23 protein-coding genes and 1 pseudogene are annotated in these 23222 nt (G+C 55.5%); 10 read left to right on the top strand and 14 right to left on the bottom strand.

All coding sequences use genetic code 11. From position 1 onward, the window contains the following. Positions 1-54 precede the first annotated feature (54 nt). Positions 55-1413: a glutamine synthetase family protein gene (locus N8H71_RS02910; protein ID WP_007951306.1), complete on the bottom strand. Its 1359-nt coding sequence runs from the start codon at positions 1411-1413 to the stop codon at positions 55-57. Positions 1414-1575: 162 nt separating this feature from the next. Between N8H71_RS02910 and N8H71_RS02905 the strand changes: the two genes are divergently transcribed. From N8H71_RS02905 to N8H71_RS02890, 4 genes and pseudogenes are all read left to right on the top strand, one after another. Further along, positions 1576-2481 (top strand): helix-turn-helix domain-containing protein, encoded by a 906-nt coding sequence (locus tag N8H71_RS02905; RefSeq protein ID WP_262192756.1) that lies wholly within the window; start codon positions 1576-1578, stop codon positions 2479-2481. Positions 2482-2648: 167 nt separating this feature from the next. Continuing rightward, the gene (locus N8H71_RS02900) at positions 2649-3659 is read left to right on the top strand and encodes an aldo/keto reductase (RefSeq protein ID WP_262192754.1); all 1011 of its coding nucleotides are present in this window, start codon (positions 2649-2651) and stop codon (positions 3657-3659) included. Between the two features lie 72 nt (positions 3660-3731). Next, complete coding sequence (locus tag N8H71_RS02895) at positions 3732-4142, top strand: SRPBCC family protein (protein WP_262192752.1); 411 nt, start codon at positions 3732-3734, stop codon at positions 4140-4142. A gap of 101 nt (positions 4143-4243) precedes the next feature. Then, positions 4244-5137: pseudogene (locus tag N8H71_RS02890) on the top strand (LysR substrate-binding domain-containing protein). 12 nt (positions 5138-5149) lie between these two features. On the opposite strand, the gene N8H71_RS02885 reads toward N8H71_RS02890, so the two are convergent. The 3 genes from N8H71_RS02885 to N8H71_RS02875 all read right to left on the bottom strand — a co-directional run bounded on the left by N8H71_RS02885 (position 5150) and on the right by N8H71_RS02875 (position 8252). Beyond that, complete coding sequence (locus N8H71_RS02885; RefSeq protein ID WP_262192750.1) at positions 5150-6061, bottom strand: LysR family transcriptional regulator; 912 nt, start codon at positions 6059-6061, stop codon at positions 5150-5152. A 172-nt stretch (positions 6062-6233) separates the two neighbouring features. After that, positions 6234-7172 (bottom strand): cyclase family protein, encoded by a 939-nt coding sequence (locus N8H71_RS02880; protein WP_262192749.1) that lies wholly within the window; start codon positions 7170-7172, stop codon positions 6234-6236. A gap of 120 nt (positions 7173-7292) precedes the next feature. Beyond that, complete coding sequence (locus tag N8H71_RS02875) at positions 7293-8252, bottom strand: TIGR03571 family LLM class oxidoreductase (protein WP_262192748.1); 960 nt, start codon at positions 8250-8252, stop codon at positions 7293-7295. A 250-nt stretch (positions 8253-8502) separates the two neighbouring features. Here N8H71_RS02875 and N8H71_RS02870 point away from each other — a divergent pair, with 250 nt between their 5' ends. Continuing rightward, a complete protein-coding gene (locus tag N8H71_RS02870) occupies positions 8503-9018 on the top strand; it encodes a cupin domain-containing protein (protein WP_262192747.1) in 516 nt (171 codons plus the stop codon). Positions 9019-9572: 554 nt separating this feature from the next. Further along, positions 9573-11264 carry a hypothetical protein gene (locus tag N8H71_RS02865; RefSeq protein ID WP_262192745.1) on the top strand — a complete coding sequence of 564 codons (1692 nt, stop codon included), beginning with the start codon at positions 9573-9575 and terminating at the stop codon, positions 11262-11264. A 242-nt stretch (positions 11265-11506) separates the two neighbouring features. On the opposite strand, the gene N8H71_RS02860 is transcribed toward N8H71_RS02865, so the two are convergent. Beyond that, positions 11507-12538 carry a tetratricopeptide repeat protein gene (locus N8H71_RS02860; protein ID WP_262192743.1) on the bottom strand — a complete coding sequence of 344 codons (1032 nt, stop codon included), beginning with the start codon at positions 12536-12538 and terminating at the stop codon, positions 11507-11509. Between the two features lie 343 nt (positions 12539-12881). Between N8H71_RS02860 and N8H71_RS02855 the strand changes: the two genes are divergently transcribed. Then, positions 12882-13850: a toll/interleukin-1 receptor domain-containing protein gene (locus N8H71_RS02855; RefSeq protein ID WP_414885856.1), complete on the top strand. Its 969-nt coding sequence runs from the start codon at positions 12882-12884 to the stop codon at positions 13848-13850. An 82-nt stretch (positions 13851-13932) separates the two neighbouring features. Beyond that, positions 13933-14310, top strand: a complete 378-nt coding sequence (locus tag N8H71_RS02850) for a hypothetical protein (protein ID WP_262192740.1) — start codon at positions 13933-13935, stop codon at positions 14308-14310. A 97-nt stretch (positions 14311-14407) separates the two neighbouring features. On the opposite strand, the gene N8H71_RS02845 is transcribed toward N8H71_RS02850, so the two are convergent. Continuing rightward, a complete protein-coding gene (locus N8H71_RS02845; RefSeq protein WP_262192739.1) occupies positions 14408-14599 on the bottom strand; it encodes an MbcA/ParS/Xre antitoxin family protein in 192 nt (63 codons plus the stop codon). Between the two features lie 253 nt (positions 14600-14852). Then, the gene (locus N8H71_RS02840; protein WP_262192737.1) at positions 14853-16013 is read right to left on the bottom strand and encodes a DUF3800 domain-containing protein; all 1161 of its coding nucleotides are present in this window, start codon (positions 16011-16013) and stop codon (positions 14853-14855) included. Positions 16014-16443: 430 nt separating this feature from the next. Here N8H71_RS02840 and N8H71_RS02835 point away from each other — a divergent pair, with 430 nt between their 5' ends. Next, positions 16444-16605 (top strand): hypothetical protein, encoded by a 162-nt coding sequence (locus tag N8H71_RS02835; RefSeq protein ID WP_262192735.1) that lies wholly within the window; start codon positions 16444-16446, stop codon positions 16603-16605. Between the two features lie 448 nt (positions 16606-17053). Here N8H71_RS02835 and N8H71_RS02830 read toward each other — a convergent pair whose 3' ends face one another. The 4 genes from N8H71_RS02830 to N8H71_RS02815 form a co-directional block, all read right to left on the bottom strand. After that, a complete protein-coding gene (locus N8H71_RS02830; RefSeq protein ID WP_262192734.1) occupies positions 17054-17257 on the bottom strand; it encodes a hypothetical protein in 204 nt (67 codons plus the stop codon). Between the two features lie 83 nt (positions 17258-17340). Further along, positions 17341-17838, bottom strand: coding sequence for a hypothetical protein (locus N8H71_RS02825; RefSeq protein WP_262192733.1), 498 nt, complete (start codon positions 17836-17838; stop codon positions 17341-17343). A 194-nt stretch (positions 17839-18032) separates the two neighbouring features. Beyond that, a complete protein-coding gene (locus N8H71_RS02820; RefSeq protein WP_262192732.1) occupies positions 18033-18326 on the bottom strand; it encodes a hypothetical protein in 294 nt (97 codons plus the stop codon). Between the two features lie 15 nt (positions 18327-18341). After that, complete coding sequence (locus N8H71_RS02815) at positions 18342-19073, bottom strand: metallophosphoesterase (RefSeq protein ID WP_262192731.1); 732 nt, start codon at positions 19071-19073, stop codon at positions 18342-18344. A gap of 223 nt (positions 19074-19296) precedes the next feature. On the opposite strand from N8H71_RS02815, the gene N8H71_RS02810 reads away from it, so the two are divergent. Next, positions 19297-19752, top strand: a complete 456-nt coding sequence (locus N8H71_RS02810) for a helix-turn-helix domain-containing protein (RefSeq protein WP_262192730.1) — start codon at positions 19297-19299, stop codon at positions 19750-19752. A gap of 898 nt (positions 19753-20650) precedes the next feature. Here the strand turns inward: N8H71_RS02810 and N8H71_RS02805 are convergent. The 3 genes from N8H71_RS02805 to N8H71_RS02795 all read right to left on the bottom strand — a co-directional run bounded on the left by N8H71_RS02805 (position 20651) and on the right by N8H71_RS02795 (position 23220). Next, entirely contained in the window at positions 20651-21553 is a 903-nt protein-coding gene (locus N8H71_RS02805; protein WP_262192728.1) for a hypothetical protein, read from the bottom strand. Between the two features lie 114 nt (positions 21554-21667). Further along, the gene (locus tag N8H71_RS02800) at positions 21668-22336 is read right to left on the bottom strand and encodes a hypothetical protein (RefSeq protein WP_262192727.1); all 669 of its coding nucleotides are present in this window, start codon (positions 22334-22336) and stop codon (positions 21668-21670) included. Beyond that, entirely contained in the window at positions 22333-23220 is an 888-nt protein-coding gene (locus N8H71_RS02795) for a TniB family NTP-binding protein (protein ID WP_262192726.1), read from the bottom strand. Before N8H71_RS02795 ends, N8H71_RS02800 begins: the two co-directional genes overlap by 4 nt. Between the last annotated feature and the right edge of the window lie 2 nt (positions 23221-23222).

The following is a 23222-nucleotide window of genomic DNA, read 5'->3' as shown; positions in this document are numbered from 1 at the left end:
ACTGAACTGGCCCATTCGCGAGCAAGCTCGCTCCCACAGGGGGCAGTGAAGGTCTCAGACGCTCAGCAACAGGAACTCCCGCTCCCAGGAGCTGATCACGCGCTTGAAGTTTTCATGCTCGGCGCGTTTCACCGCGACGTAACCGCGCACGAACTTGCTGCCCAGGTATTGCGCGACGGTGTCGCACTCTTCCATTTGGGTCAGGGCTTCTTCGATGGTGATCGGCAGGCGCAGGTTGCGGCGCTCGTAGGCCCGGCCTTCGACGGCAGCGCTCGGTTCGATGCCTTCGACCATGCCGATGTAACCGCACAGCAGGCTCGCGGCGATGGCCAGATACGGGTTGGCGTCGGCGCCCGGCAGACGGTTCTCAACACGCATCGCCTCAGGCCCGGAGGTCGGCACCCGCAGGCCGACGGTGCGGTTTTCTTCGCCCCATTCGACGTTGACCGGTGCCGAAGTGTCCGGCAGGAAGCGGCGGAACGAGTTCACGTTCGGCGCGAACATCGGCAGCACTTTCGGAATGTATTTCTGCAGGCCGCCGATGTGATGGCGGAACAGATCGCTCATGCTGCCGTCGGCATTGGCGAAAATCGGCTGGCCGCTGGCGATCTCGACCACGCTCTGATGCAGGTGCATGGCGCTGCCGGGTTCGTCGCCGATCGGCTTGGCCATGAACGTCGCTGTCACGTTGTGCTTGAGCGCCGCTTCACGCAGGGTGCGCTTGAACACGGTGATCTGGTCGGCCAGATCGAGTGCGTCGCCGTGACGGAAGTTGATTTCCATCTGCGCCGGGCCGTCTTCGTGGATCAGCGTGTCCAGATCCAGACCTTGCAGTTCGCACCAGTCGTAGACGTCTTCGAACAGCGGATCGAACTCGTTGGCGGCGTCGATGGAGAACGACTGACGACCGCTTTCGGCACGACCGGAACGGCCCAGCGGTGCCTTCAATGGCAAGTCCGGGTCTTCGCAGCGCTGGGTCAGGTAGAACTCCATTTCCGGCGCCACGATCGGCTTCCAGCCTTTGTCGGTGTACAGCTGCAGGACTTTCTTCAGCACGTTGCGCGGCGACAGTTCGATCGGGTTGCCGAACTTGTCGAAAGTGTCGTGGATGACGATGGCGGTCGGCTCGATGGCCCACGGGATCACGTACACCGCGTCGCTCACCGGCTTGCAGACCATGTCGATGTCGGCCGGGTCGAGCAGGTCGTAGTAGATGTCGTCGTCGACAAAATCCCCGGTTACCGTTTGCAGCAGCACACTTTCCGGCAGGCGCATGCCTCGCTCATGCAGGAACTTGTTGGTCGGTGCGATCTTGCCGCGGGCGATGCCGGTCAGGTCGCTGACCACGCATTCCACTTCGGTAATCTTGTGATCTTTCAGCCATGTGAACAGCTGATCGAAAGGGGCATTCATAAAGACCTCGTCGTTGGTTTTGTTGACGCGGGGGAAGTGCGGTTTCATCTTGCGCAGGCTTCCCCTGTGGCGCGTTGACGACTATCTTGGGCGGGCCTTGTTGTTCCATCTATCCACTTTCAGCAGCACCAAAGCGCACCAAAAGAGTGCGCAAGGTCTCCCATGACGACGTGTAATCCGCTCCAGGTTCAAGCTTTCAACACCGCCGATGTCACTGAGCAAATCCGCGCCACACCGGGTTGGGTCCAGCATTACCAGCAGATGTCGCCGGGGCATTTCGCCGGGCAGATCCGCTATCTGGATTTGCAGGGCGTCGAGGTTTACGAAGAACAGATGAACACCCGGGTCGAACAGAATTTCAGCGCGCCATCGGGTGCTCTGGCGTTCTGTTTTGATCGCAGCGACAACGCGCTTTATCTGTTGAATGAAGAGAGCCGAAACATCTGGATCACTCCGGAGAACTACCAGGAAATTGCCGTGGTGTTCGGTCCGGATTTCGTCCAGCGCAACGGGCTGGACGTGGCCAGGCTGGAAGGTCTGTTCATGGCGCCGCTCAATGGCGCGCAGAACGGATTGTTCAGTCGCTGGTTAAGCTCGACTCTCACGAAGTTGTCGCAAACCCTTGATCAGCCAAGCAAAGAGGCGCTGACCCAGCAGTTGCTGGAGGACTGTTTGTTCATCCTCGACAACGCGAGCGTATGCCTGGATCGCGGTGGTCTGCAGCGCCGTGCCGAAGAGCGCACGACCCTCAAAAGAGTCGGGGAGTGGGCCGCGGATTCACCGGATGAAACCCTCAATTTGCTGGAGTTGTCGCGGGTTGCAGGCGTATCTCTGCGCCAGTTGCAGCAGACCTTCAAGGCGTACACGGGGATGTCACCGACCCATTGGCTGCGGTTGCGCAGGCTGAATAGTGCGCGGCGCGAATTGCTCAAACGTTCGCCTTCGGAGACTACAGTGGCGGAGGTCGCGATGAACTGGTCGTTCTGGCATTTGGGAAGGTTTTCAAGCAGTTATCGGGCGTTGTTCAAGGAGTTTCCGAGCGAAACCTTGAAGCGTTCGCGAAACTGAAGATGTGGGAGAAGAAGGGTTCGAGTGCATCTTCACGACGCGAATCTTGATGATGCTAAAAAGGTCTCAAGTCTGTCGAATTATGACTTGGACGGTCTTGGTAGGGGCGGCATAGGATTGCCGCCATCGGAGTTCATAACCAACTCCCCTTATCAGGAAAGCACTCAATGAACCTCAAATCCCTCATCGCCAATCCACTGGGCTTCGGCGCCGCACCACTGGGCAACATGTTCCGCAATGTGCCAGAGGCCGAGGTGCAAGCCACCGTCGACGCTGCCTGGGACAATGGTGTGCGTTACTTCGACACCGCGCCGTTCTACGGTGCCGGTCTCTCCGAATCGCGTCTGGGCAATGCTCTGGTCGGTCGTCCTCGCGACGAATACGTGCTTAGCACCAAGGTCGGCCGGATCATCCTCGACGAACTGGAAGACCCTGCCAGCCGTGAGCTGGGCGAGAAGAGCGGCCTGTTCGAGTACGGCAACCGTAACCGCATCGTCAACGACTACAGCGCCGACGCCACCCTGCGTTCCATCGAGGACAGCCTGCGCCGTCTGAAGACCGACCGCCTGGACATCGTCTGGATCCACGACATCGCCCAGGACTTTTACGGTGACGAGTGGCTGGAGCGTTTCGAAACCGCACGCAAAGGGGCGTTCCGTGTCCTCACCCGTCTGCGTGAAGAAGGCGTGATCAAGGCGTGGGGCCTGGGTGTGAACCGGGTCGAGCCGATCGAGCTGACCCTCGACCTGGACGAGCCGCGTCCCGATGGCTTCCTGCTCGCCGGCCGTTACTCGCTGCTGGATCACGACCGCGCTCTGCAACGTGTCATGCCGCAAGCGGTGGAGCAGGGCGTTGGCATCGTCGTCGGCGGACCTTACAGCTCTGGCGTCACTGCCGGTGGCGAGCACTTCGAGTACCAGAAAGCCACCCAGCCGGTACTGGAGAAGCTTGAGCGTATCCGCACGATCGCCCGTGCCCATGGTGTCGACGTCAAGGCTGCCGCCCTGCAATTCGCTCTGGCCCACCCGGCCGTGATTGCCGCAATCCCGGGCTCGACCCGTCCATTGCACGCCAACGAAGACCTTGCAGCGCTGAGCGCCGTCATCCCGGCCGCTTTCTGGAGCGACCTGCGTCAGCAAGGGCTGATCAACGCCCTGGCGCCTGTTCCTGCTGTTTGAAATGACTTGGCGGGGCCGCGTCGCGGCCCTGTCCTTAACGAATCATCGGGGTTGAACCCCAGGAGAAATATCATGGCAACTGCACAATCTTCCATCGACCTTCACATCGATGCCGACCGTGTCTGGCAACTGATTGGCGGCTTCGACGCGCTGCCTGACTGGCTGCCGTTCATTCCGCAAAGCGCCCTGAGCGAAGGTGGCCGCGTACGCACGCTCAAGAGCATCGACGGCGACACCATCATTGAACGTCTGCTGGACTTCAACGAAGCCGGGCGCAGCTACAGCTACACCATTCTTCAAGGTCCGGCGCCGGTTCGCGACTACCAGTCGACCCTGCGTGTGGTGTCGGTTGGCCAAGGGGCTCGCGTGGAATGGTCTGGCTCGTTTGTGCCGGTCGGTGTCAGCGATGCCGAAGCGACAGCGATGTTCACCACTATCTATCAGGATGGCCTGGCCGCCCTGAAGCAGGCACTGAAAGGTTGATCGATGACCTGGGGTCGCAGAGCGGCCCCAGGCCTCAACGCCAGCCTTGCATCCGAATCCGCCGTTAATCACGGCTTTTTTCATTTTCGAAGGCTTATACGCTGGACTTCAGACAACTCCGTTATTTCGTCGCCGTGGCTGAGTTCGAACACGTGGGCAAGGCGGCGGAACAACTGCACATCTCCCAGTCGCCGCTCAGTCGGCAGATTGCCCAGCTCGAAGAACGCCTGGGTCTGCAGCTGTTCGAACGCAGCCAGCAACGGCTGCGCATTACCTCTGACGGACGCACCTTCCTGCACGAGGCCAAGGCCCTGCTCAAACACGCCGAACGCCTGGAGTCACTCGGCCGCAGGCTGGGCAGGGGCGAGTCGGGCGGACTGTGCATCGGCTACGTCAACCACGCTATCCATGCCGGGGTGTTGCCCAAGGCATTGCGCTAGGTGCGGGAGGAACGACCGAACATTCATATCGCCCTGTACAACCTTTCGGCCCAGGAGCAATTCGAAGGCTTGCGTCAGCGCAGCCTCGATATCGCGCTGGTGTGCGAGCCGATACCGGAGGGTGATCCGGATCTGCTGGTCACGCCGGTATTCAAAGACCCGCTCTATCTCGCGCTACCTTCCGGGCACCCACTGGCGGACAAGGCGCAGATTAACCCCATCGACCTTCACGAGCAGGACTGGATCATGGTCGACGGACACGCGACGCCCAACCGACGTGAGCGTTTCATGGCCCGTTGCGTGGAAGCAGGATTTGCACCACGGATCCGGCTGGAGGCTGCCGAACCGTTAAGTGCGCTGGGACTGGTGTCCGCAGGCTTGGGGTTGGCGCTGATTCAGCAGAGCATTGGCGGCGACAGCACTCCAAACGTGGTGCTGCGCGAGTTGCCGTGGTTGCAGCAGAGCGTCGACCTTTGGGCGGCCTGGCACCGTGTCGATCTGCGTCCGATCGTGGGCGACTTTCGTCAGATCGTATTGGCGGGTGCGCAGGTTTAAGGACCGCAGTATTCAGACTTTTCGGGTCTGCTCAGCCAATGCCAGCACCTGTTCGCGGAAAATACCGACGATCGGGCGCAAGTCCACCTGGTGCCAGGCTGCCCACAACTGTACGCAGGGCCGGAACCAGTCAAGCTGACGCAAAACCACCGTCGCATCCGCACTGGCGGCCAGGCTGCTTTGGACCATGGCCAGCCCCAGTCCTGCGGACACCAGCCCCAGCACACTCAGCGGGTCGGTCGCTTCCAGCGACAGGCGCGGGGTGAAGCCGGCATCGGCGCAGCGCGCAATAAAATCATCGCGTTTGTTGATCTGGTCGGGTTGCCCACCGGTGATGATCCACTCCTGTTCATGCAGGTCGGCCGGCGTAAGTTCGGCCTTGGCTGCCAACGGATGTTCGGCGGGGATGGCCAGCAGCATGGGGTCGTCCAGCACGGGCAGGGCACGCAGCTCAGGATCGTTTTCGGGCGGGGGCTCACAGACCAGGGCGATGTCCAGGCTGCGCTGGCGCAGGCCTTCGAACTGCTCGCGCGGGGTCATGTTATAGAGGGCGATATGGATCTGCGGACGTTCGCCACGAATTGCCCGGACAGCGCCGGGCAGCACGCCGGCATGCACGGCGTGGTTGACGTAGCCGATGCACAGACCGCCTTCCTCACCACGGCCCAGGCGTTTGCCCAGCGACTCCAGTCGATCGGCATGCTTGAGCAGGGCGCGGGCTTCGGACAGGAAGGTGCGTCCGTCGACGGTCAGGAACAGCCGCTGGTTGCGCCGTTCGAACAGGGCCAGGCCGAGGTGATCCTCGAGTTGGGCGATCTGCCGGCTCAGGGGGGACTGGGAAATGTGTAGCTGCTCCGCCGCGCGGCCGACGTTTTCACATTCGGCGACGGCGACGAAGTAGCGCAATTGACGTAGATCTTGCATGGGACCTCCAGGGAACTGCTCCACGTTGTACTCGGGCGGTCCCGACTTGGCCAGTCTCGGTTCGAGCTTCTTTATTTTACGCAGCCATTCGCGGTGGGCATGGCGCACTCGCCAAACCATAAAAGCCCGCAGCGAGAGGGTTCGCTGCGGGCCGAGATCAGTCATAGAGCGGTCAGTGAATGGCAACCGGATTGATGTTGACTTGAGTCGAGCCAACATAAAGCGGCTGGCCGAGCACGAACAGGAACTCCCAGGCCTTGTCGTGCACCAGCGCACGGCTGTCGATCAGTTCCAGGTTGTAGATGCCGCGCTTGGCGAGCATGTACTGGTTGACCGGGAATTCGTCCTTGCCCTGTGGGTTCGGATAAACCTCGGAGGCCCAGGTGTCGCCGCCGAAAGCGACGATCCCCTGGTCTGCCAGCCACTGCGCTGCTTCCATGCCGATACCGGGTTCCACTTCCAGGAACTGCTGGTTGTCCTTGCCGATCAATTCCAGCCAGCCGGTGTTGAACAGCACCACATCACCCTTACGCAGCGTCAGGCCTTGCTTCTTCAACACTGCCTGGATATCGGCCACGCTGAACTCGGTGCCACCGGGCACGATGGCCTTGTTGTAATGGGCGGTCATGTCCAGCACCACGCCGCGGGTCACCATCGGCGGCACTTTCTCGACGCCGAGTCTGGTGACGCCATCAACCGTCACAAAGTCTGCCGCCTTGTTGCCGTTGTAGTACACGTTGTCGATGCCGATATGGCCGATCCCGTTGAGCTGGGTGCCAACGCCGGTCCAGGCGTTTACCAGTTCATCGTTGAAGGTGAATTTGTTCGGGCCCAGTGATTTTCCGGCCTGCTGCCCGACCTGCACGTTGTACAGACGGAAGCTGCGATGGCGGAATGCCGGAAGGTTCTTGTCCACGGGGACGGCCAGCGGATAAGTCTTGCCTGTCTTGACCAGGCCGACCGCCTGCTTGACGACATCCGGGGTCAACAGGTTGGCGGCGCCGATTTCATCGTTCGGACCATATGCGGACGGATACCAGTCCGCTGCGGAGGCGGCCTGTATGGCAAGTGGTAACAGGGCCGCGAGGGCAAGTTTTGAAAATGTCTTCATTGTGTATCTCCGGTATTTTTCAGCCGAGCAGATCTTGCGGTCGTGCGGGTTTAGCTCCGCGCGAGGGACGCAGACGTGCTGGCTAGAAAGGGTTTGTTGCGAGTGAGTGATCGACGTCGATCAGCTCTGACCACTTATCGGGGTATGGAAATGGGGCAATACGTATTCGGCGATCTCGCGAAGCGTCTCGTCGAGGGGGCGGCGGTTACGACGAAAATGCAGGCTTACATGATCGACACCAATGGCGCGCAACGCATGAAGTTCAGCGATAAGCGCATCGCGGCCTGAGCGAAAACCGAAGCGCCAGCGTTGCAAGGGAGCGTCGGGGCTTTCGTCCAGATCCACGTGGATGAAGGTGGCGTACGGTTTTGATCCCGCCACTGCGCGCCAGGCTGCTATGCGGCGCGCGTGGTCGCTGGGTGAGCCCGGATAGGCCAGACTTCCGTCCATGTGCTGGCCGATCCAGTCCGGACTCTGCTGAGCCAGGCCGGCCACGAGCAACGGCAGTGGCGATGAAAGCGCGGGCAGCACCGCCAGCCCGGAGGGCAGCCGCGACGTCGCGCCATTGCGCAGAAGCGCGACCTGCTCACGGAAGTTGTTGCCCCGGTTATCGAAATCGCGACCAAACAACGGGTATTCCACTGGCCGGTCACCACTGGCGACGCCGAGCAGCAAGCGGTTGCCACTTAAATGCTGCACGGTCGCTGCCGCTTTCAACGTCAGCAACGGTTCGCGGATCGGCAGCACCACCGCAGCGGTTCCGAGCAGGATGTCGCGGGTGATCCCGGCAAGGTAACCGAGATAGGAAAACACCTCGAACACCTGAGCGGCGTCACCGAAGGACGGGTCGTAGACCGGCACGTCGCGTATCCATAGGGCACGAAAGCCAAGATTGTCGGCGAGTCGTGCCAGATCGGCGTGACGCTGCAGATCCGGTTCGCCCGGAAGGCGACCGGATAGCTGGCGTGCGTGTTCTCCGGCTGGCGTCCAGTCGTTGTCGAGCGGAGCTTCGATGCCGATGCTGAATCCACCGGCGGTCAAACGGGCGAGTGCGGAGCACGAGGGCGAAGAAAGAGGCATGGTGCGATCCAGTGAGTGTTCAATGGTTCGCAGTCTGCGCAGTTTGGATGTGCAGATTAAGCCCTGTGTGAGCCAAATTAATTTGATTTAAAGTCAATAATGAAGACGAAATGCGGAGGAGGGGCGCCGCCGCTCTTTCCGCCGACAATTGGGGGGAGCATTGAGTAATTCACAGAATTATTTATAACTACGCTAAATGGTCGTTTAGTAGAGTTATTACAATAAGTATTGAAAATAGAGAGAAAATTCGATGATTAACCGCCCGTTACGCGCCCAGGATGTGATTTCAACACTGGACCTCGAACCTCACATTGAGGGTGGCTTTTTCCGCCGAACCTACCAGCCAGACCATCGGAACATGATTGAAACCGATGCAGGCCAACGTTATTTGATGACGTCCATTTATTACCTGCTGACTAAAGAGTCCCCAGTGGGCCAGTTTCATTTCAACCAGTCGGACATCCTGCATTATTTCCATCTGGGCGACGCCATCGAGTACAGCCTGATTCATGCCGACGGCTCGCAGCAGACATTCGTGATGGGTAACGACATTCTGGCTGGGCAACATTTGCAGTTGCACGTACCGGGCGGAATCTGGAAAGCGTCCAGGCTACGCGATGGTCCGAACGAATTCGGTTTGATCAGCGAAGCGGTTTCACCAGGATTTGATTTCGCAGATATGGAAATGGGGAATCGGCAGAAACTCACAGCGCAGTATCCGCAACATCGAGCGCTGATTGAAAAGCTGACGCGTGGCGAGGATTGAGAGCGGCACATTTCAAATAGAGAGATCTGTAGGCATCAAGGCTCAGACCATTTGAGAGCGACGCTGGAGATTGAAATGGTGTGCGCAATCCGGCTGGCTCCGTAATACTTTGTTACGTGTAATGTATATTATGTTAAATAATGTATCTGAGCGGAACTTCACCATCGGTCATCAGCCCCGAAAACCAGACTTTGCCTGAATTGACCGTTCGCCCTTGTGAACGTTGAAACAAAAACGGAATTCTGTCGCGTCACTGGAAACAGTCCCTTCCCAACGCCTTGCCCTAGACAGTTCATGTGCAACCTAAGCTACGTCCGGCCACTGTCGAATCCAGAACGGAATGCTAAGGGGCTTGGGGGGCATCTTTATCCTGTCTTGGCCTGTCGGAACCAAAACGGAAAAATGTTAAGACCTCCGTCTCTGCCGAACCTAACCTGCTGAAATATATGCCTTTCTTTAAAGCGCATTTTTACTCCAGCTAAGCGCTGTCAGAGCCAAATCGGATAAAAGATACGCTGCGCAATGCGTTTGTCTTCAAGGTTTCCCAAGCCTAGATGCTCAGCTACATTGGGCTGGTAGATGCTCCAATCGGTCTCATCAAGGACGTCATGGTGTTCCCAAGATCAATCCTCACCGACCACGGTGAAACCGCACACCGTACTGAAGCCAACGCTAACGACATCGAAGCCGATGGTCGTTTTGCAACCCAGTCGTCTCTGATATTCGGCTACCTAGACTCATTCCCGGCAAAGACACACGCAATCGAAACCTACGACCATTTTTGCCGGTACGTCGAAAGCCTTCCTCCCTACATGCGAAGCAAGCCTCGCATCGTGACCTTCCTGGAAAAGTTCGTCCTTTGGGCAATTTGCATTGCAAGGAAGCCACTGGCTGAATTCACGGCAGCAGATCTTAGGGCCTTCAGGGCGTTCTCCGCGCGGCCTCCCGAAACTTGGATGGGCATTCGGAGTGCGAGATTCGACATTAATGAAGGCACAGAGCGCCTTAACGAAGACTGGAAGCCATTCGTCCAACCAATAACAGACCCCGAATCTGGGTACGTCCTAAACCGATTTTTTAAGTTTTTGAGCTTGGACTTGGGTGTACAGCCCAAGCTGGCGAGCTGCGATTTGTATAGAGCTTCCCGAATGCCCTTCAGTGAGCAAGACGACTCCCAAACCCAGGCTTACCTTCAATACCTGGCCAACCTGACGCCGTCCAACAGTGTTTCTGAGCGTAGTTTGTTTGTATGCTCGGTCTGCTATCACCTGTCCCTCAGTTTCAAGGAGTGGCGCTCAGCGCGACTTCACTTTTCGATGTCGTGCTTCTCATCAATAGGCTCAGACGATCCACGCTTCATCATGCGAAGTCATCTGCGGGACTACAGCATCCCGATTCCCGAAGCCCTTGTAGACACGATAGCCAGATACAGGCACGGTCTGGGTATGAGCGCCATTCCATCAGCGGACGAAATCGATCCAATACTCACGGAGGCGTTGCTCAACAAGCTAATGTGGAAACTCCCCAAAATGCCAGGCATGCAGCGTTCGCCGAGTGAGTTGCTTGATCGAGCTGTGGGTTTCCGCGTCACTCGGCTCGATCAGCCAGCACCGATTCGCCCGTCACCCAGCGAAACGTCGCGCCAGTACCGGTTGGGATGGACGCGTAAGCAGCTATCGAAAGCACGCGGAGTCATTCATCATCAGGATACTGCGGATCTGAACACGGATTACCACAAACAGAATTGTCCGCCTCCATTATTTGGCATGCACAAGAGAGACGTACTAGTTTTTACGAAGCCACAGGCCCAAGCCTATGTGGAAAGCTTCTTTCCTAAAAAATGCTTCACCGTCGCGATAGACTCGCTTGAGGTAATTCGAGCGTATCGATCGTGCAGTGCGGATCGGTTAAAGCTAGTGGCTCTTGAAAAACTGCTTTTGTGGTCAATTTATGTTAAACAAAAAAGCCTTCATTCTTTGAGACCGCTTGATGGTCGGGAGTTTTACGAGTTTTGTCTTTCGCCGCCTGCTAGCTGGACGACTAGCTATGCCCAGGCAAGGCTGCATCTGGAAATTAAGAGCGTGATGCCAAATCCTAAGTGGGCTCCATTTGTCCGCATCTCCGGTGGCGATCACGACATGGTTGTCCGAGCAGCTCGCATCATAGACTGGTGCGATAACGTTTGTGATTCATTACTCAAGATCGAATCAATCAAGATAAACATTTTCTCTAGTTTGCTGGACTAGGGGGTTAGATGTTTAAACTACCCGAGTCTACTCAAGCACCGGAGCACGACCGCCCTCCTCAGCCCACCTGATTTCCTGATCCTTGAGTGCCCAAGAGCCGGCTGGCAAGGCCCATAAGATCAGAAGAGCTGTCTCTCCTGGCCACCCAGCCATGAGCCATAGGACGATAGGGCTCCGTCGCGGTACGACCTGATTGCGCAGGGGCAAATGCTCTGCGCCAAGCGATCGTCGAGCTGCCCCAGCTACTCTGCCTTGATCCGCTTACTCACCGAAGCCAACCTGCGCTTAACCCCAATTTTTGGATTCAAAGCCAGCGCTTCCTCATAGACCTGCAATGCTTTGGGGTACTGGCCCAACTGCTCGTATGCAAGCCCTTGGACTTTGAGCGCTGTGGGTTTCCAGGCAGGGTTTTCATCTGCGCCGAGCGAGCGGGCACGCTGCACCGCGATCAAGACTTCCAGGGTGCGCTCGTCCGTCAGGTCGCCCTCCCCCAAAATCTTTTCTGCAGCGAGGATGATGCGGTCGTAACGGGAAGAGCTGAGGTTGGCGTCGCCGAGCTGATCAGCATCCACGAATTGGCCATGAATGTCGTACCGGAAGCTGCCCATGTCCTTGAACAGCGCCACGAGTTCGCCCGTGCTCTCGTCCACTTCGTAGCTATCAGGCCATCCGGCCTTCGGGGTGGCACAGTACATTTCGACCCGATTGACCAGGTCAAACAGGAACACCTTATTGCCATGATCCGTCGGGCTGTTGGCGGTAGCGCAGAATGCGTATTTCCCATGCCTAGAAATGCCGCTGGTGAGAATATTGGCCGTGAGCTCTCTGGATAAGACCACAGAGCCACTGGGATCGTAAACGCTGAATGTCCCAGACAGGGTGCTGCCAAAATGCCAATCTTCCAGGCAAAACATGCCAGTGTCACTCACGTGTCCATTGTTTGGCCTGGGCATGCTCCCCTGGCATGAAACGGTACCGCTGTTCAGATCTGCAAGGACGTAGGCCCCTAATCCGGACTCCCTATGACCTCCGCGACCTGCTGATGGATCAGAATCTCGCCAGGCGATCGCCCACTTCTTGGATTTGGACAGTTGATAGACGCCTGAGAAATCCAGCGACTCGATTCGGAGAAAATGCTTGTCACGTCGGATCTGAGGGGTAGCCCGTAGCGCTGGCTGAGCGACTAGGGGTTGACGCTGAGCGGGCTGGTGCTTTGTTGCGGAATCGAATTTGACAGCCTTGGGCCTGTTGAACAGCCAGCTAAAAATGCCCATCTCCTACTCCTTTGGAAATTTGAGCGTGCTGGAATGCGGACGCACATTCCGAATAGTGTACTCGATGCTCAGCGCCTAGCCACACACGACCACAGCGGGAGCCATTACCCTGCCTCACCCAGCGTTGCTCAAAACCCCCTGTCCGAATGGCAGGGCAACATCAGCGCTACATCATCAAACGAGGTGGCCTCCAAACTGATCCGAACAACCCACACTTCCTTCTGGTGATTGTTGGTTTCGCGGGCTTTCGCCTCGATTAAACGCCCAGCAAAGCCCGGGCTTGTACTCTCCGGTGAGCTCACCATATGATCGAAAGAGCAGCTAACGGATGGGAGCAACCATTTTGCCAAACGTCTTTTTCTCTTACTGCCATGCCGACGAGGCGCTACGCGACCAACTGGAAAAGCAGCTGTCGATGCTCAAGCGCCAGCGGGTCATCGAGACTTGGCACGACCGCAGAATCGGCGCCGGTCAAGAAATCGATGCGGCCATTGACGATCACATCAACAGTGATGAAATCATTTTGTTGCTGGTTAGCCCCGACTTTATCGCCTCAGACTACTGCTACAACATCGAGATGGCCCGCGCGATGGAGCGCCATGCTGCTAAGGAAGCGATCGTCATTCCTGTAATTCTTCGCCCATGCGATTGGCACCATGCCCCGTTCGGCAAGCTGCTTGGCACGCCTCAAGACGGCAAGCCAGTGACGCTGTGGCCGAATCAGGACGAAGCATTCCTGCAAGTGGCAAAGGAGGTGCGTAAGGCCGCCGAGCGATGCAGCCTCAGCTCAACGGCGACATCCGTGCGATCTGACTGCGACGATTTTTCTATGGGTGCAGCGCCCTTCCCTTCGACACCGCCTGGCCCTAGATCAAGCAACCTGCGCATGGCTAAAAGCTATACCCAGCTGGACAAAGACCGCTTTCTGCTCGACAGCTTCGAGTACATCTCCCGTTATTTTGAGAATTCACTGACGGAGCTCCAGGCACGGAACGCAGGGTATGAAGGGGTCTTCCGTCGTGTAGATGCCAATCGCTTTGCTGCGAGTATCTACAAGGACGGTCACGACGTTGCGAAGGCAACTGTGTTCACCGGTGGCCAGCTAGGTGCGGGGATCTACTACAGCCATGGGGATTCGTTTGGCGGGGGCTCGTACAACGAGGCGCTAACGGTTGATACGGACGATCAATCTCTGTACCTGAAGACATTCGGTATGTCGTTTCATACTCGGCAAGACCAGAAGCTTTCTCAAGAAGGTGGTGCCGAAACTCTTTGGAGCCTGTTGATCGCACCGCTCCAACGCAATCGTTGAATCACTTATTCGCCAGGCCACAGTGCACTCTTCTCGCTTACCCCGCCACCAAAGCGTACGACCCACGTAGAAGGCCCATATCATGGAAGTAGTCCGGCTCGCTCACATCACATTTAACCGCCTCGGCTCAGCGAGTGGTGGCGGAGGTTTCCGTAGCCATCACCAGGTTAAGTTTTCTGCTGAGATGACAGAAACGGATCAATCGACTCTACGGCAATTGGTGATCGCGATAGCCGAAGCAAATGGTGAAGCGGCGGGAGCCTTGGAGAACCTGAACTATGAACGGGGCTACGCGGGAGAATGTGTATTCAACATCCAAGGCCCGAACACCTTTTACAGCACCGCTTATGCCGAATGTCACATCATCCATGCGTTGAAGGCCAATGGATGTTACTTCAAGCTTGAGGCGATCGATGACAGGGACATCATACCCTTTACCTATTCTGAGAAGCCAAGTTGAATCGCGTCACAGGCACAGTTACTCCGCAGAAGGATTCGGCGTCACCCTCGCCCACTCGGCCGAGGATTTCTTGGCCCGAGCTCTAGCCTGTTATTTATCAGCTGGCATACCCATGATCGATCTGCGTCAGCACTTCAATAACCCGATCTAAGCTTTCCTGATCTTTCACAAACTCCAGCGGAGTCATGCTATCGAAGAGGTTCGTGGGCGTCGACAGCCACACAGCTGCTCTGGCTTTGTCGCCGAACACCGTTTCAGCTTTTTGCCACACAAGATCGAAATTTTGCACAACCCCTCCGCACCATCGAATTCGCCATCACCGTGCGAGCCTGGCCAGACGTCAATCACGGTGGGGTTGCGCTCAGAACGAGCTCCGTGATTTCTGGCCTGGTCAACCTCATACCTGAGCGCTAATTTCATAAGAGTATCAATCCACTTTCCCCGAAGCGACCTCAATTAGACTGCAATGCTGTCGGTGTCGGTGCCGACCAAAATGATGGAGGTGGAATGACGCGCAAGCGTTGTCCAGGTCAGGTCGTCGTTCACAGCGGCTCCAACGACTGGAGCAGCTTTCTGATTTCCGAGTACTGATCCGCGCCCAAGATGTCATAGTCTCCGATGCTGCTGAGGCGGTAGACATCCCGCGCTTTCTTGATTCGGTCAAGCAGCGGCAAAATCTGGCTTGAGGCCAGTTCTAGGAAATCGTTTATGTCAGCCCGCGTGCGGGGGATCTTATAGCCCTTGGCAGCGCTGGCGATGATGACCTCAGCGTCGCGCAACTTCGCAATTCCACTGGATCTGATCTTCTGATCAGAAAGACCATGGAACCCCCTGTCCGCGAGGTGTTTGGCTATGTCACCCGTGGAGACATACTCATCGGCGACGAAATCACTCCTGAAGCGTAGGTAGTCCAGGATGCATACCTGAAGACGCTCATCCTCATCCAGGTGCTGTCCGACCTTGGATAGGAATTTATCGGCTTGCTTAAGGGCCTGTTGATGGACTCGGTGATCGGCCAGCGCTGATTCGTCCATAGGAGGCGGAATCAACGACTGGTAGCGCGGTGGCCATTCCAAAATGCCCAGCGTCCGGCTACGCAGGATGTTCCTGTAAGCCTCTACAACTTCGCCGCTAGCCTTACCTTCGTAGATGTGCGCGACACTACCCGCGAAGAAGTCCGCTACCTGGATCAAAACGTCGTCTTTACTGCTCTTGGTCTGAAACGCGGTGTCACGGAAAAGATCTCCCGAATAGCGTTCCGATACGTAGTCCCTCAGGCTGGCCTGAAACTCGGGGCCGCCATGCTCGTCCACGGTCATGTGCAGGTCGGGACAGTGATCAAAGAGCCGCGAGTACAGAAGGTTGTTCACGTGCTTGATGAAAGACTGCTTGAACTGCAGCCCCCCGTCCTGGTAGACCCGACGCTTGTCTACCACTGTGAAAAAGAGTTTGAGCGGTAGCTCCGCGAGATCAACGAGAATCCGCCGGCGCCGATCCGCGTCCTTGGCTCTGAGTTTGCTGGACTTGATCTCCCCTGACTGGAAGTGCCTCGCCCTGGCTAGGCCAGCAAGCTCGTAAGCTTTCGGCAAATCCGTTTCAGCGACGATGACGGAGCAGATTACAAAGAAGTCGGAGCTACCTGACTTCGAGGTATCGAGATCGTGATTACCCGACTCGTCTACAAATGCGAATGTCCTTCCCACGCACTCACTCCCACAGCCTGAGCGTATGGCGACGCCATAGCCGATTGCTGATTCTGGGCCAGCATCTGAAGGCGGCGCCCTCAACCCTGTCCTCTTTCAAGAGATAGCTTTATGCCACATGATGGGGCATGGTGCGAGAGCTGCTGGACTGCAGCTCCGGCCATTTTCCGCTCAGAACCCAACTCGGAGCCGATCACCGCTGTCCGCCTGGCTTGAGACTTCGCTGGGTACCAATGGTCTCGTACTCTTGGTCGGTGAGGGTATTGGCGACGGCGTCTTGCTTCATGGCAGCTCCGAACAATGATATAGGGAGTGGCTACATTTGATCCTACAGATGGCATTCACCCAGGTCTCTGGCATTTGGCGCAACCCTATGGGCCGCCTCCCCTGATAATCGAAAACCAGTCTGCGGTGCGGATACTGGGTCGATATGAGCGCAGACGTTCTCGATGCACAAATCGACTCTTGGGCCATCGAAGCGCTCAGCTCTTTCCTCAACATTGAACGTTTCCGCGCCGGCGGTACTCACGTACAACCTCGTGAGATCATCGACGCTGAGTGTATGGTGGTAGGTGGCCAATTGATGCCCTGATCAACTGATTCTCTGATGATCGCCTACAGCGAATCTCAATGCATCAGCCAGGGCTACGCCCGCACAAGCTTTTCTAGTTCGTCGCCCAACGGTACCCACACAGCAACCGCATCGTGTCCCATCGAAGACGAGGAGGCAGTCGCGGAGTTCGCCCGAGGCGGTATGGAAGACATGGATTTCGGAGCGCACAGCGGGATCGATGACGACGACCCGAGCTTGCAACCCCACGTGCATAAACTGCGGTGAGGGTGAAGACGATTGCCAGTGTGCGGAGTACGTGTTCGCTGGTGAAACAGGGGAATTTGAAGCCCGGTTTGCGACCAGTGCAGAGCTTGACACCCTCCTCTACGCAGTGTCCGGCGCTTACCGGCGCGACAGGTTAGTCTGAGCAAGTACCTCAGAGGAATTCAAGAGGGCGCGAATTCCTCCGCATTTTGGTTGCAAGCTACTACGAGATCGCTTCCGCAGCGTACTGATAGGAGCGGCAGCGTGCGACAGGGTCATAAATCCTGCAATCGATCATCACCTCATCGGCGCCCGTCTGCTTGATGAAGTCGGTGAGCAACTCCCCGATCGCTTCCTTGTCACCGATGGCTGACCATTCCAGCGTTCGCGCAAGGTCGCACCGGCGGATGTCGTTCAGACCAGCCAAGTACCCGTCGATCGGTTTGCTGAGCGGCCCAGGTCGGCCCATTTGCAACTGCGCAAACCAGTGCCTGTGCGACGCACTCGTCATCACTGCACGACAACACCATGAGATGCTAAATCACTGATCAAGGTCTTACGGCGCAGAATTTTCGGGAGTTTGAAAATATTCCTGTAGCTGTAAAAAAGGAACACAGGAATAAGCAGCAAACCAATACCGTACGTGGCTGTGCCAACAATCACACCTGCGGGTACTGCCGCCAACCCGTACACAATGCCCTTCAGGAAGGTCGATTTGGCAACGATTCGCATATGATCAAGGTCGTACTCAACCTTACCATTGCCCTTTTCAAATGCCACAAGCACGATTGATTTTTTTCCTAAATGCTTGAAGAACCAAGTTCGGGGGATATCAGTAGTCATCGCGCCATGTCTTTTGAGGTAGTTCAGCATCACAACCTCTTTGAAGTGGTGAGTATTTCCTTCCTCATCTTCGCATCGCACCATTGTAAAAAGCGCGTCAATATCTCCGCTCGCTTTCAGATTGAAATTCTTGACAATAACTGTAATTTTTTTGAGTTCCGACATGCCTTTCCTTAAATATTTGTGGAGCGTTATCTGCTGGAAGTTGGCTATATAAAAGTTTCGAGACAGGTAAGTGCGCCCTTAGTGCATGACATAGATTGCCAATCACCAAAGTTCAGATACTGATACAACTAGTCAGCCAGGCTGCCTCGTGGATCTCGCCCTCTGCCCCGCGCTGGTACTGCAGCACAGTGGCTTTAAGCGTCTCCAGCATCACGTTCCGGGAGCTCGGTGACGATGACATAGTGATCATCGCCGCTCCGGCTACGCACCAGCGTGAAGCCGCCGCGCTGCTCGACAGCGCGAACCGATGGAGTGACGACAGTCATGCCATCGCTAATCGTTCCTGACAGGTCTCCGTAGACAGTGGCCGCGTAGCGATCCCCCACCCGCGCTGCGTTTACTAAATAACCATCGACGGTCACGCCCCAACCTATGGCGCTCGCCCGTACAACCCCCGTTGGGAGTTCGATCAATTCACAGGCACTCACGCTGTTCTCCATACCTCATACAATTTCAATGATTTTGCCTGAGTCAAATCCGCAGACTTCACCTGGATAACCTCGTTGGTTCGACACCAGTCGGCACCCGCCCAATACGGTGTCGATGGAGTAATGGGTATGGCCGAACGCCCAGAAGTCGGCCTGCTCCACCAGAGAGTGCCATGTGTTGTAGTACGCGGCGCTGACATGCCCATCGTGCTCATCGCCCGCCACCTCAGCCAATGGGGCGTGGTGAGTGACAACGAATGTTTTCCCCGCGAATGGCCGGTTCAACTCCAGGCTAAGAAACTCCCGTGTCGCGTGGTTCTTGGCAATAAGGTCGGCCGGCCGGAGGCGCCGATAATTCGAGTCGGCTCTGATCATTTTGAAGTCGTTCATCACACGGCCGCAGGTCATGGATGCGGCGACCGTATCGCCCGTCGAAGAAAAATCCGTCCATGCGGTACCCACCAGGAATCTCACATTCCCGAAGACCCACGAGTCGTTTTCTAGCACGTGAACGTGAGGGGCCGCTGCCGCTCGCATCTTCTCGATTGTTCGATCGATATGCCCTTTGTAGCACTCATGATTTCCAGCGCAGTACACGACTGGAGCTTTGAAGGTCTCGTTTGCCCACAAAACCCCACGACTTTGGAGGCCGATATCACCAGCCAACACCACGAGGTCAGCCACCATCTCTGGTGGATGAAAAGGTGTGAACTCGACATGGAGGTCGGAGTAGAGAAGTATCTGCATGATGTTGATGCTCAGGGCCTTGCTGCCCGGCCACGGCTTGCCATGTCGAAATCTGGCTTGCTTTGCTTTAGGGCTGGATTTCGATTTGGACGTAAATTGAGGAAACCACTGGCTGGGCCGAAGGCTGGGTCTGGGCTCGCCGAGTGTAGAGCGTGGATGACTATAGGCATTTGTTTTATACAACGCAAATGCCGCATATCGTTCCGTTTACACAGGAACGCTTATGTCACTGCGCACCTCTTTCGCTGCTGCTCTGCAATTCCTTCGGATGCGCCAAGCTTCGTTGCAGCAGGAACTGGGCCAGGCTGCCGATCAATCGTATGTCAGTAGGCTGGAATCCGGCGCCCGATCGGTCACGCTCGAAGTGAGCGATGATCTTGCAAAAGCCCTCGGAGTAGACCCGCTTACGCTCCTCTTGCTGACCTACGCTTCAGAACGAGGCGAGACTCCCCAACAGGTTCTGGAGCACCTCAGAAAAGACCTAACCGTTTCGGGCTTGTTGACCAGCGAGATCCCTTCACAAGCCTCCAAAGCGCCTCATCCTATGGTTGCTGCGTCAGAAGAGCTGCGACCACAAATCAAAGCGCTCGCAGACCAAGGGCTGGGGCAGACGGAGATTGCCAAGCGACTGGGCATATCCAGGCATACGGTAATCAACCATCTGAAGAAGATGGGTTGATCGCTGAGAGAGCCGTAGCGCGAATCACCCGAGCGGACACGTTAAGGTCGCCAGGTCAGCAGCTCCTTGAACCCATCTCGGGGTTGCTGAGAGATAGCTCTACGTCTGCTGGAGATCTACGGTTTCTGGGTCGTGATGTGGGGTGACTGAGCCTGAGAATTGAAGAAACGGAGAAGCAGGGCCGGGTCGCACACTGTGACCGCGTTACCTATGCGCTTAGATATCTGTGCGAACGGCATCAACCATGTTTGGAGGACTGAGTGCAAGGTCAGGCATGCAAGGAGACCGGAGTTTCTCGCTGACGCGGGTCTTAAGCGGCGCCCCTTTTGGCGCCTACTGCATCCTGAGACTCAGTAGATATCATCCAGGGCTATTTGACGACTTACTATTGGACAGCAGCGATGGACACAAGATGATCCCTTGCATAGATGCGATGGTTGTTTCGGCTTGCTCAACGATTAAAGTGAAAGAGCTCTTGAAAATATCAGAACGGTTGCTACAGATACTTGCAGGCCACTGACAGAATCTGGATAAAAAAAGATCACAAAAATCACGGGCATGATTGAATTCCTTTCCCACTGGCCATGATGAGTATAATGTCGTACAGGAAAAATTGATTCGACGATGTTTTACGCTTGGCGGGCGCCCTCCCATCTGGCCTATACAAAGTGCTGATGTAGGAGCACATCGTTCTGTACTTTGACGTATCGAGTATTGGAGAACGCGTACGCGTGGCATGGCTACTAGGAAATTAACCCATATCCAGGTACCGCCATGTAAGCAGTCTAGGCAGATGGGGCCCAAAGGTAGCGAGATTTCGGTTAGCAAGCAAAACCTAGTATCCATGCAATCTGTCCTCCCCCATATCTCGATTCGCAAGCAGCAGGTCAACCGCACTTCACTTTTCAGTGGAGGCAATGAATCCCTCAATGAAGTGTTGAGTCCTAGTGGAGGCTATTAATGGATGCCTTTGCACAAGTCGGCGTGCGATGACTGCAGCATGGTCTGGCGAGAAGCCATTGCACGATGAGCCCAAGCTATAGGCATCAGCAAATCCAATCGCGCTGCCTATTGTGTCCAACAGAGCCTGAATCACGCTCAACTCATCCGGCGGCAAGACCTCGTAAAGCCAGCCGAGTATGAGTAGCGCGATCCTTCGGTGAGCGATACTGGCGATCAAAGGGCCGAGAGTGAACGTCTGTTGAAACACCGGAAGTTGAAGGTAAGCAGCGTCGTTACGCATGTAGCGATTTATGAGGCCGAACCTTGGATAGAGCATCAAGCAGATCAGAAATTTCGAGAATTCCCATTCCCCGGACTCGTGAGTGTTGTTGTTCAGCTCGCCCTGAATAGCCTTCAATTCAAAATTTTTGAGCATGTCCTGCACCAACTGCAAGGACTTGATAGAGCGTATTCCATCTTGAAACCGGGACGCTGAAAGATACCTCTCCTTGTGTACAACCTGCATCTGGAAAAATTTCATGGCCATGTTCAGTTTAGGCCCGAACACTTCTGCCGCATCGATTAACGGCAAATTATGACGGGTGCAAATCACTGTACCCACGGCGCACCAATAATTTAGCGAAGTAGGAATTTCGCACACACGAATTTGCTCAGTCAAACATTGATAGCAAAACGTGCGCCTGTAAAATCGCGGTATTAGCCAACTACTAGGCGGCTGAACAAGTTCTGCCCTGAGTTCACCACTCATGCGTACGGCCTCACACGCCGCATTCGCAAAGCTGGAGTTCGGCGAAAAATCCGGATCGAAATCAGCTGCCGGAGCCGAGGCCAACCACATTTTGCTGAGCTCCTCACGCCCAAGCGGCGTGTATATAGAAACCCTACTCTGCCTGTAAAGCCAGCATGATAGAAGTTCTCCGTCGATCGGTAAGCAATCGATGCAAACGGTCATCTACATTTTACCTTTGTAAAGGTACGCCGGGTGGAACAGCCGCAGTATTGTATCACCGAGATTTCCCTTGGTTTGGTGGTAGAGAGCTTCTAGGGATACATTTGCAAACTCCGCAAATGGGTGTCCAGTTAGTATCGATTCGAAAAAAACTTGGTATTCATTAAAATCTCGAAACCCCTTCAGGGTGAAAGTCTCAGCGAAGTGTAGCGAACAGCCCTGGAGATCAAGCAGGGCAGATGTGTCTGAATCCAGACCAGAAACAACTACATTGACTAATGGGAGCGCAATCAGAATGGATTTTACCTGTTGGATAGTACGACGCCTTGCGCTTTCATTGCCGAGAAATATGTCAATGTGATCGATAAAAATTGTCGAAATCTCTCTCAAGGTAAAAATCTCGATCACGAAATCAGGTATTTCATTTTTTCCTTGGAACTCCACATCAATATGTAGCTGATGGTAGAACTGACCAAGAATATCTAGCCCGGAAAGTTCAGGGTGATCTGCTATGGTAAATGTGGGCTTAGCCAGGCGTGACCTGATATATGCCATGCAGGTCGGTAAGCCGAAGCCTGGCTCGGATGAGACAAGGCAAAATGAACCCTCACGCGTCAACGCAGCCAAGACATCATTAGCGGTGGCATATTGTGACGGCGAGAGCATGATCATTTCTGCTTGGGCCTTCCGGGATTGTGGATTTTGAAGCCGTACTTCGCCGCTAGGGAATCGATGTTACTAAATTGATCTTGGTGAATGCGCTCAGCCCCCTGTTCGATAGCATCCATCGCGGTACACTTGAGGATCTTCACGATGTTATCCAGAATGCCATGTGAATTTGAGTATATAAGCGACCTCAGCTTAGGAGATGAGACATTAGATGCAAGTTTGAGCGGAAGATGAGTTTCATAAGTAGCAATGAAGTCTACAAAGTCTTGATCCTTTTTCCACTTTTGGAGTTCCCATTGCACAAACCGCCGATCCAGAACTCGATCAAGCGCGATGGCTTCGAGAGCTACAGAGTTGCCGAAAGCAATGACGCATAATTTGAGCTTTCCTTCTGCAAGGCTGCGCAGTAGCGATAAAATTACTTTCTTGTTGATGTTCCCTTCAAGCATCGCATCTGACAGCTCGTCGATAACGATCGCTCCAATTTCACCTGCTTCGATTTTCTTAAGGATGATGTCGATTCTGTTTGCAGCGGTTGTTCTCTTGCCGATGTGCACATGGAACTGCTCGCAAATCGCGTCGTGCAATTTGTACCTGTTAATATTTTCAGTCAGGGTAATGAAAACCATTTTTTTCCCTGACAGGTGACCCAGATCCTGAAGGCGGTGAAACAAGGCCGATTTCCCATCGCCGCCTTCGCCATAGATGAATATGCTTGACGCCTGTATCTGGTTTTCTGTATAGATCATGTGGTTCAAGCAGTTCATCAACGGCTTTAGACGAGGGGTATCGATCCAAATATCATGGCGGCAAATCTTGATCCGTTTTTCTGCTGGCAACTCGATTAGATGCCTTAAGTCTGCTTTCACATGACTGAGGTCGCTCATAT

The organism is Pseudomonas koreensis (assembly GCF_025447595.1).
GTDB classification, from domain to species: domain Bacteria; phylum Pseudomonadota; class Gammaproteobacteria; order Pseudomonadales; family Pseudomonadaceae; genus Aquipseudomonas; species Aquipseudomonas koreensis_H.
Note: the sequence above shows the minus strand (reverse complement) of the source record. Positions and strands in the feature narration are given on the sequence as shown.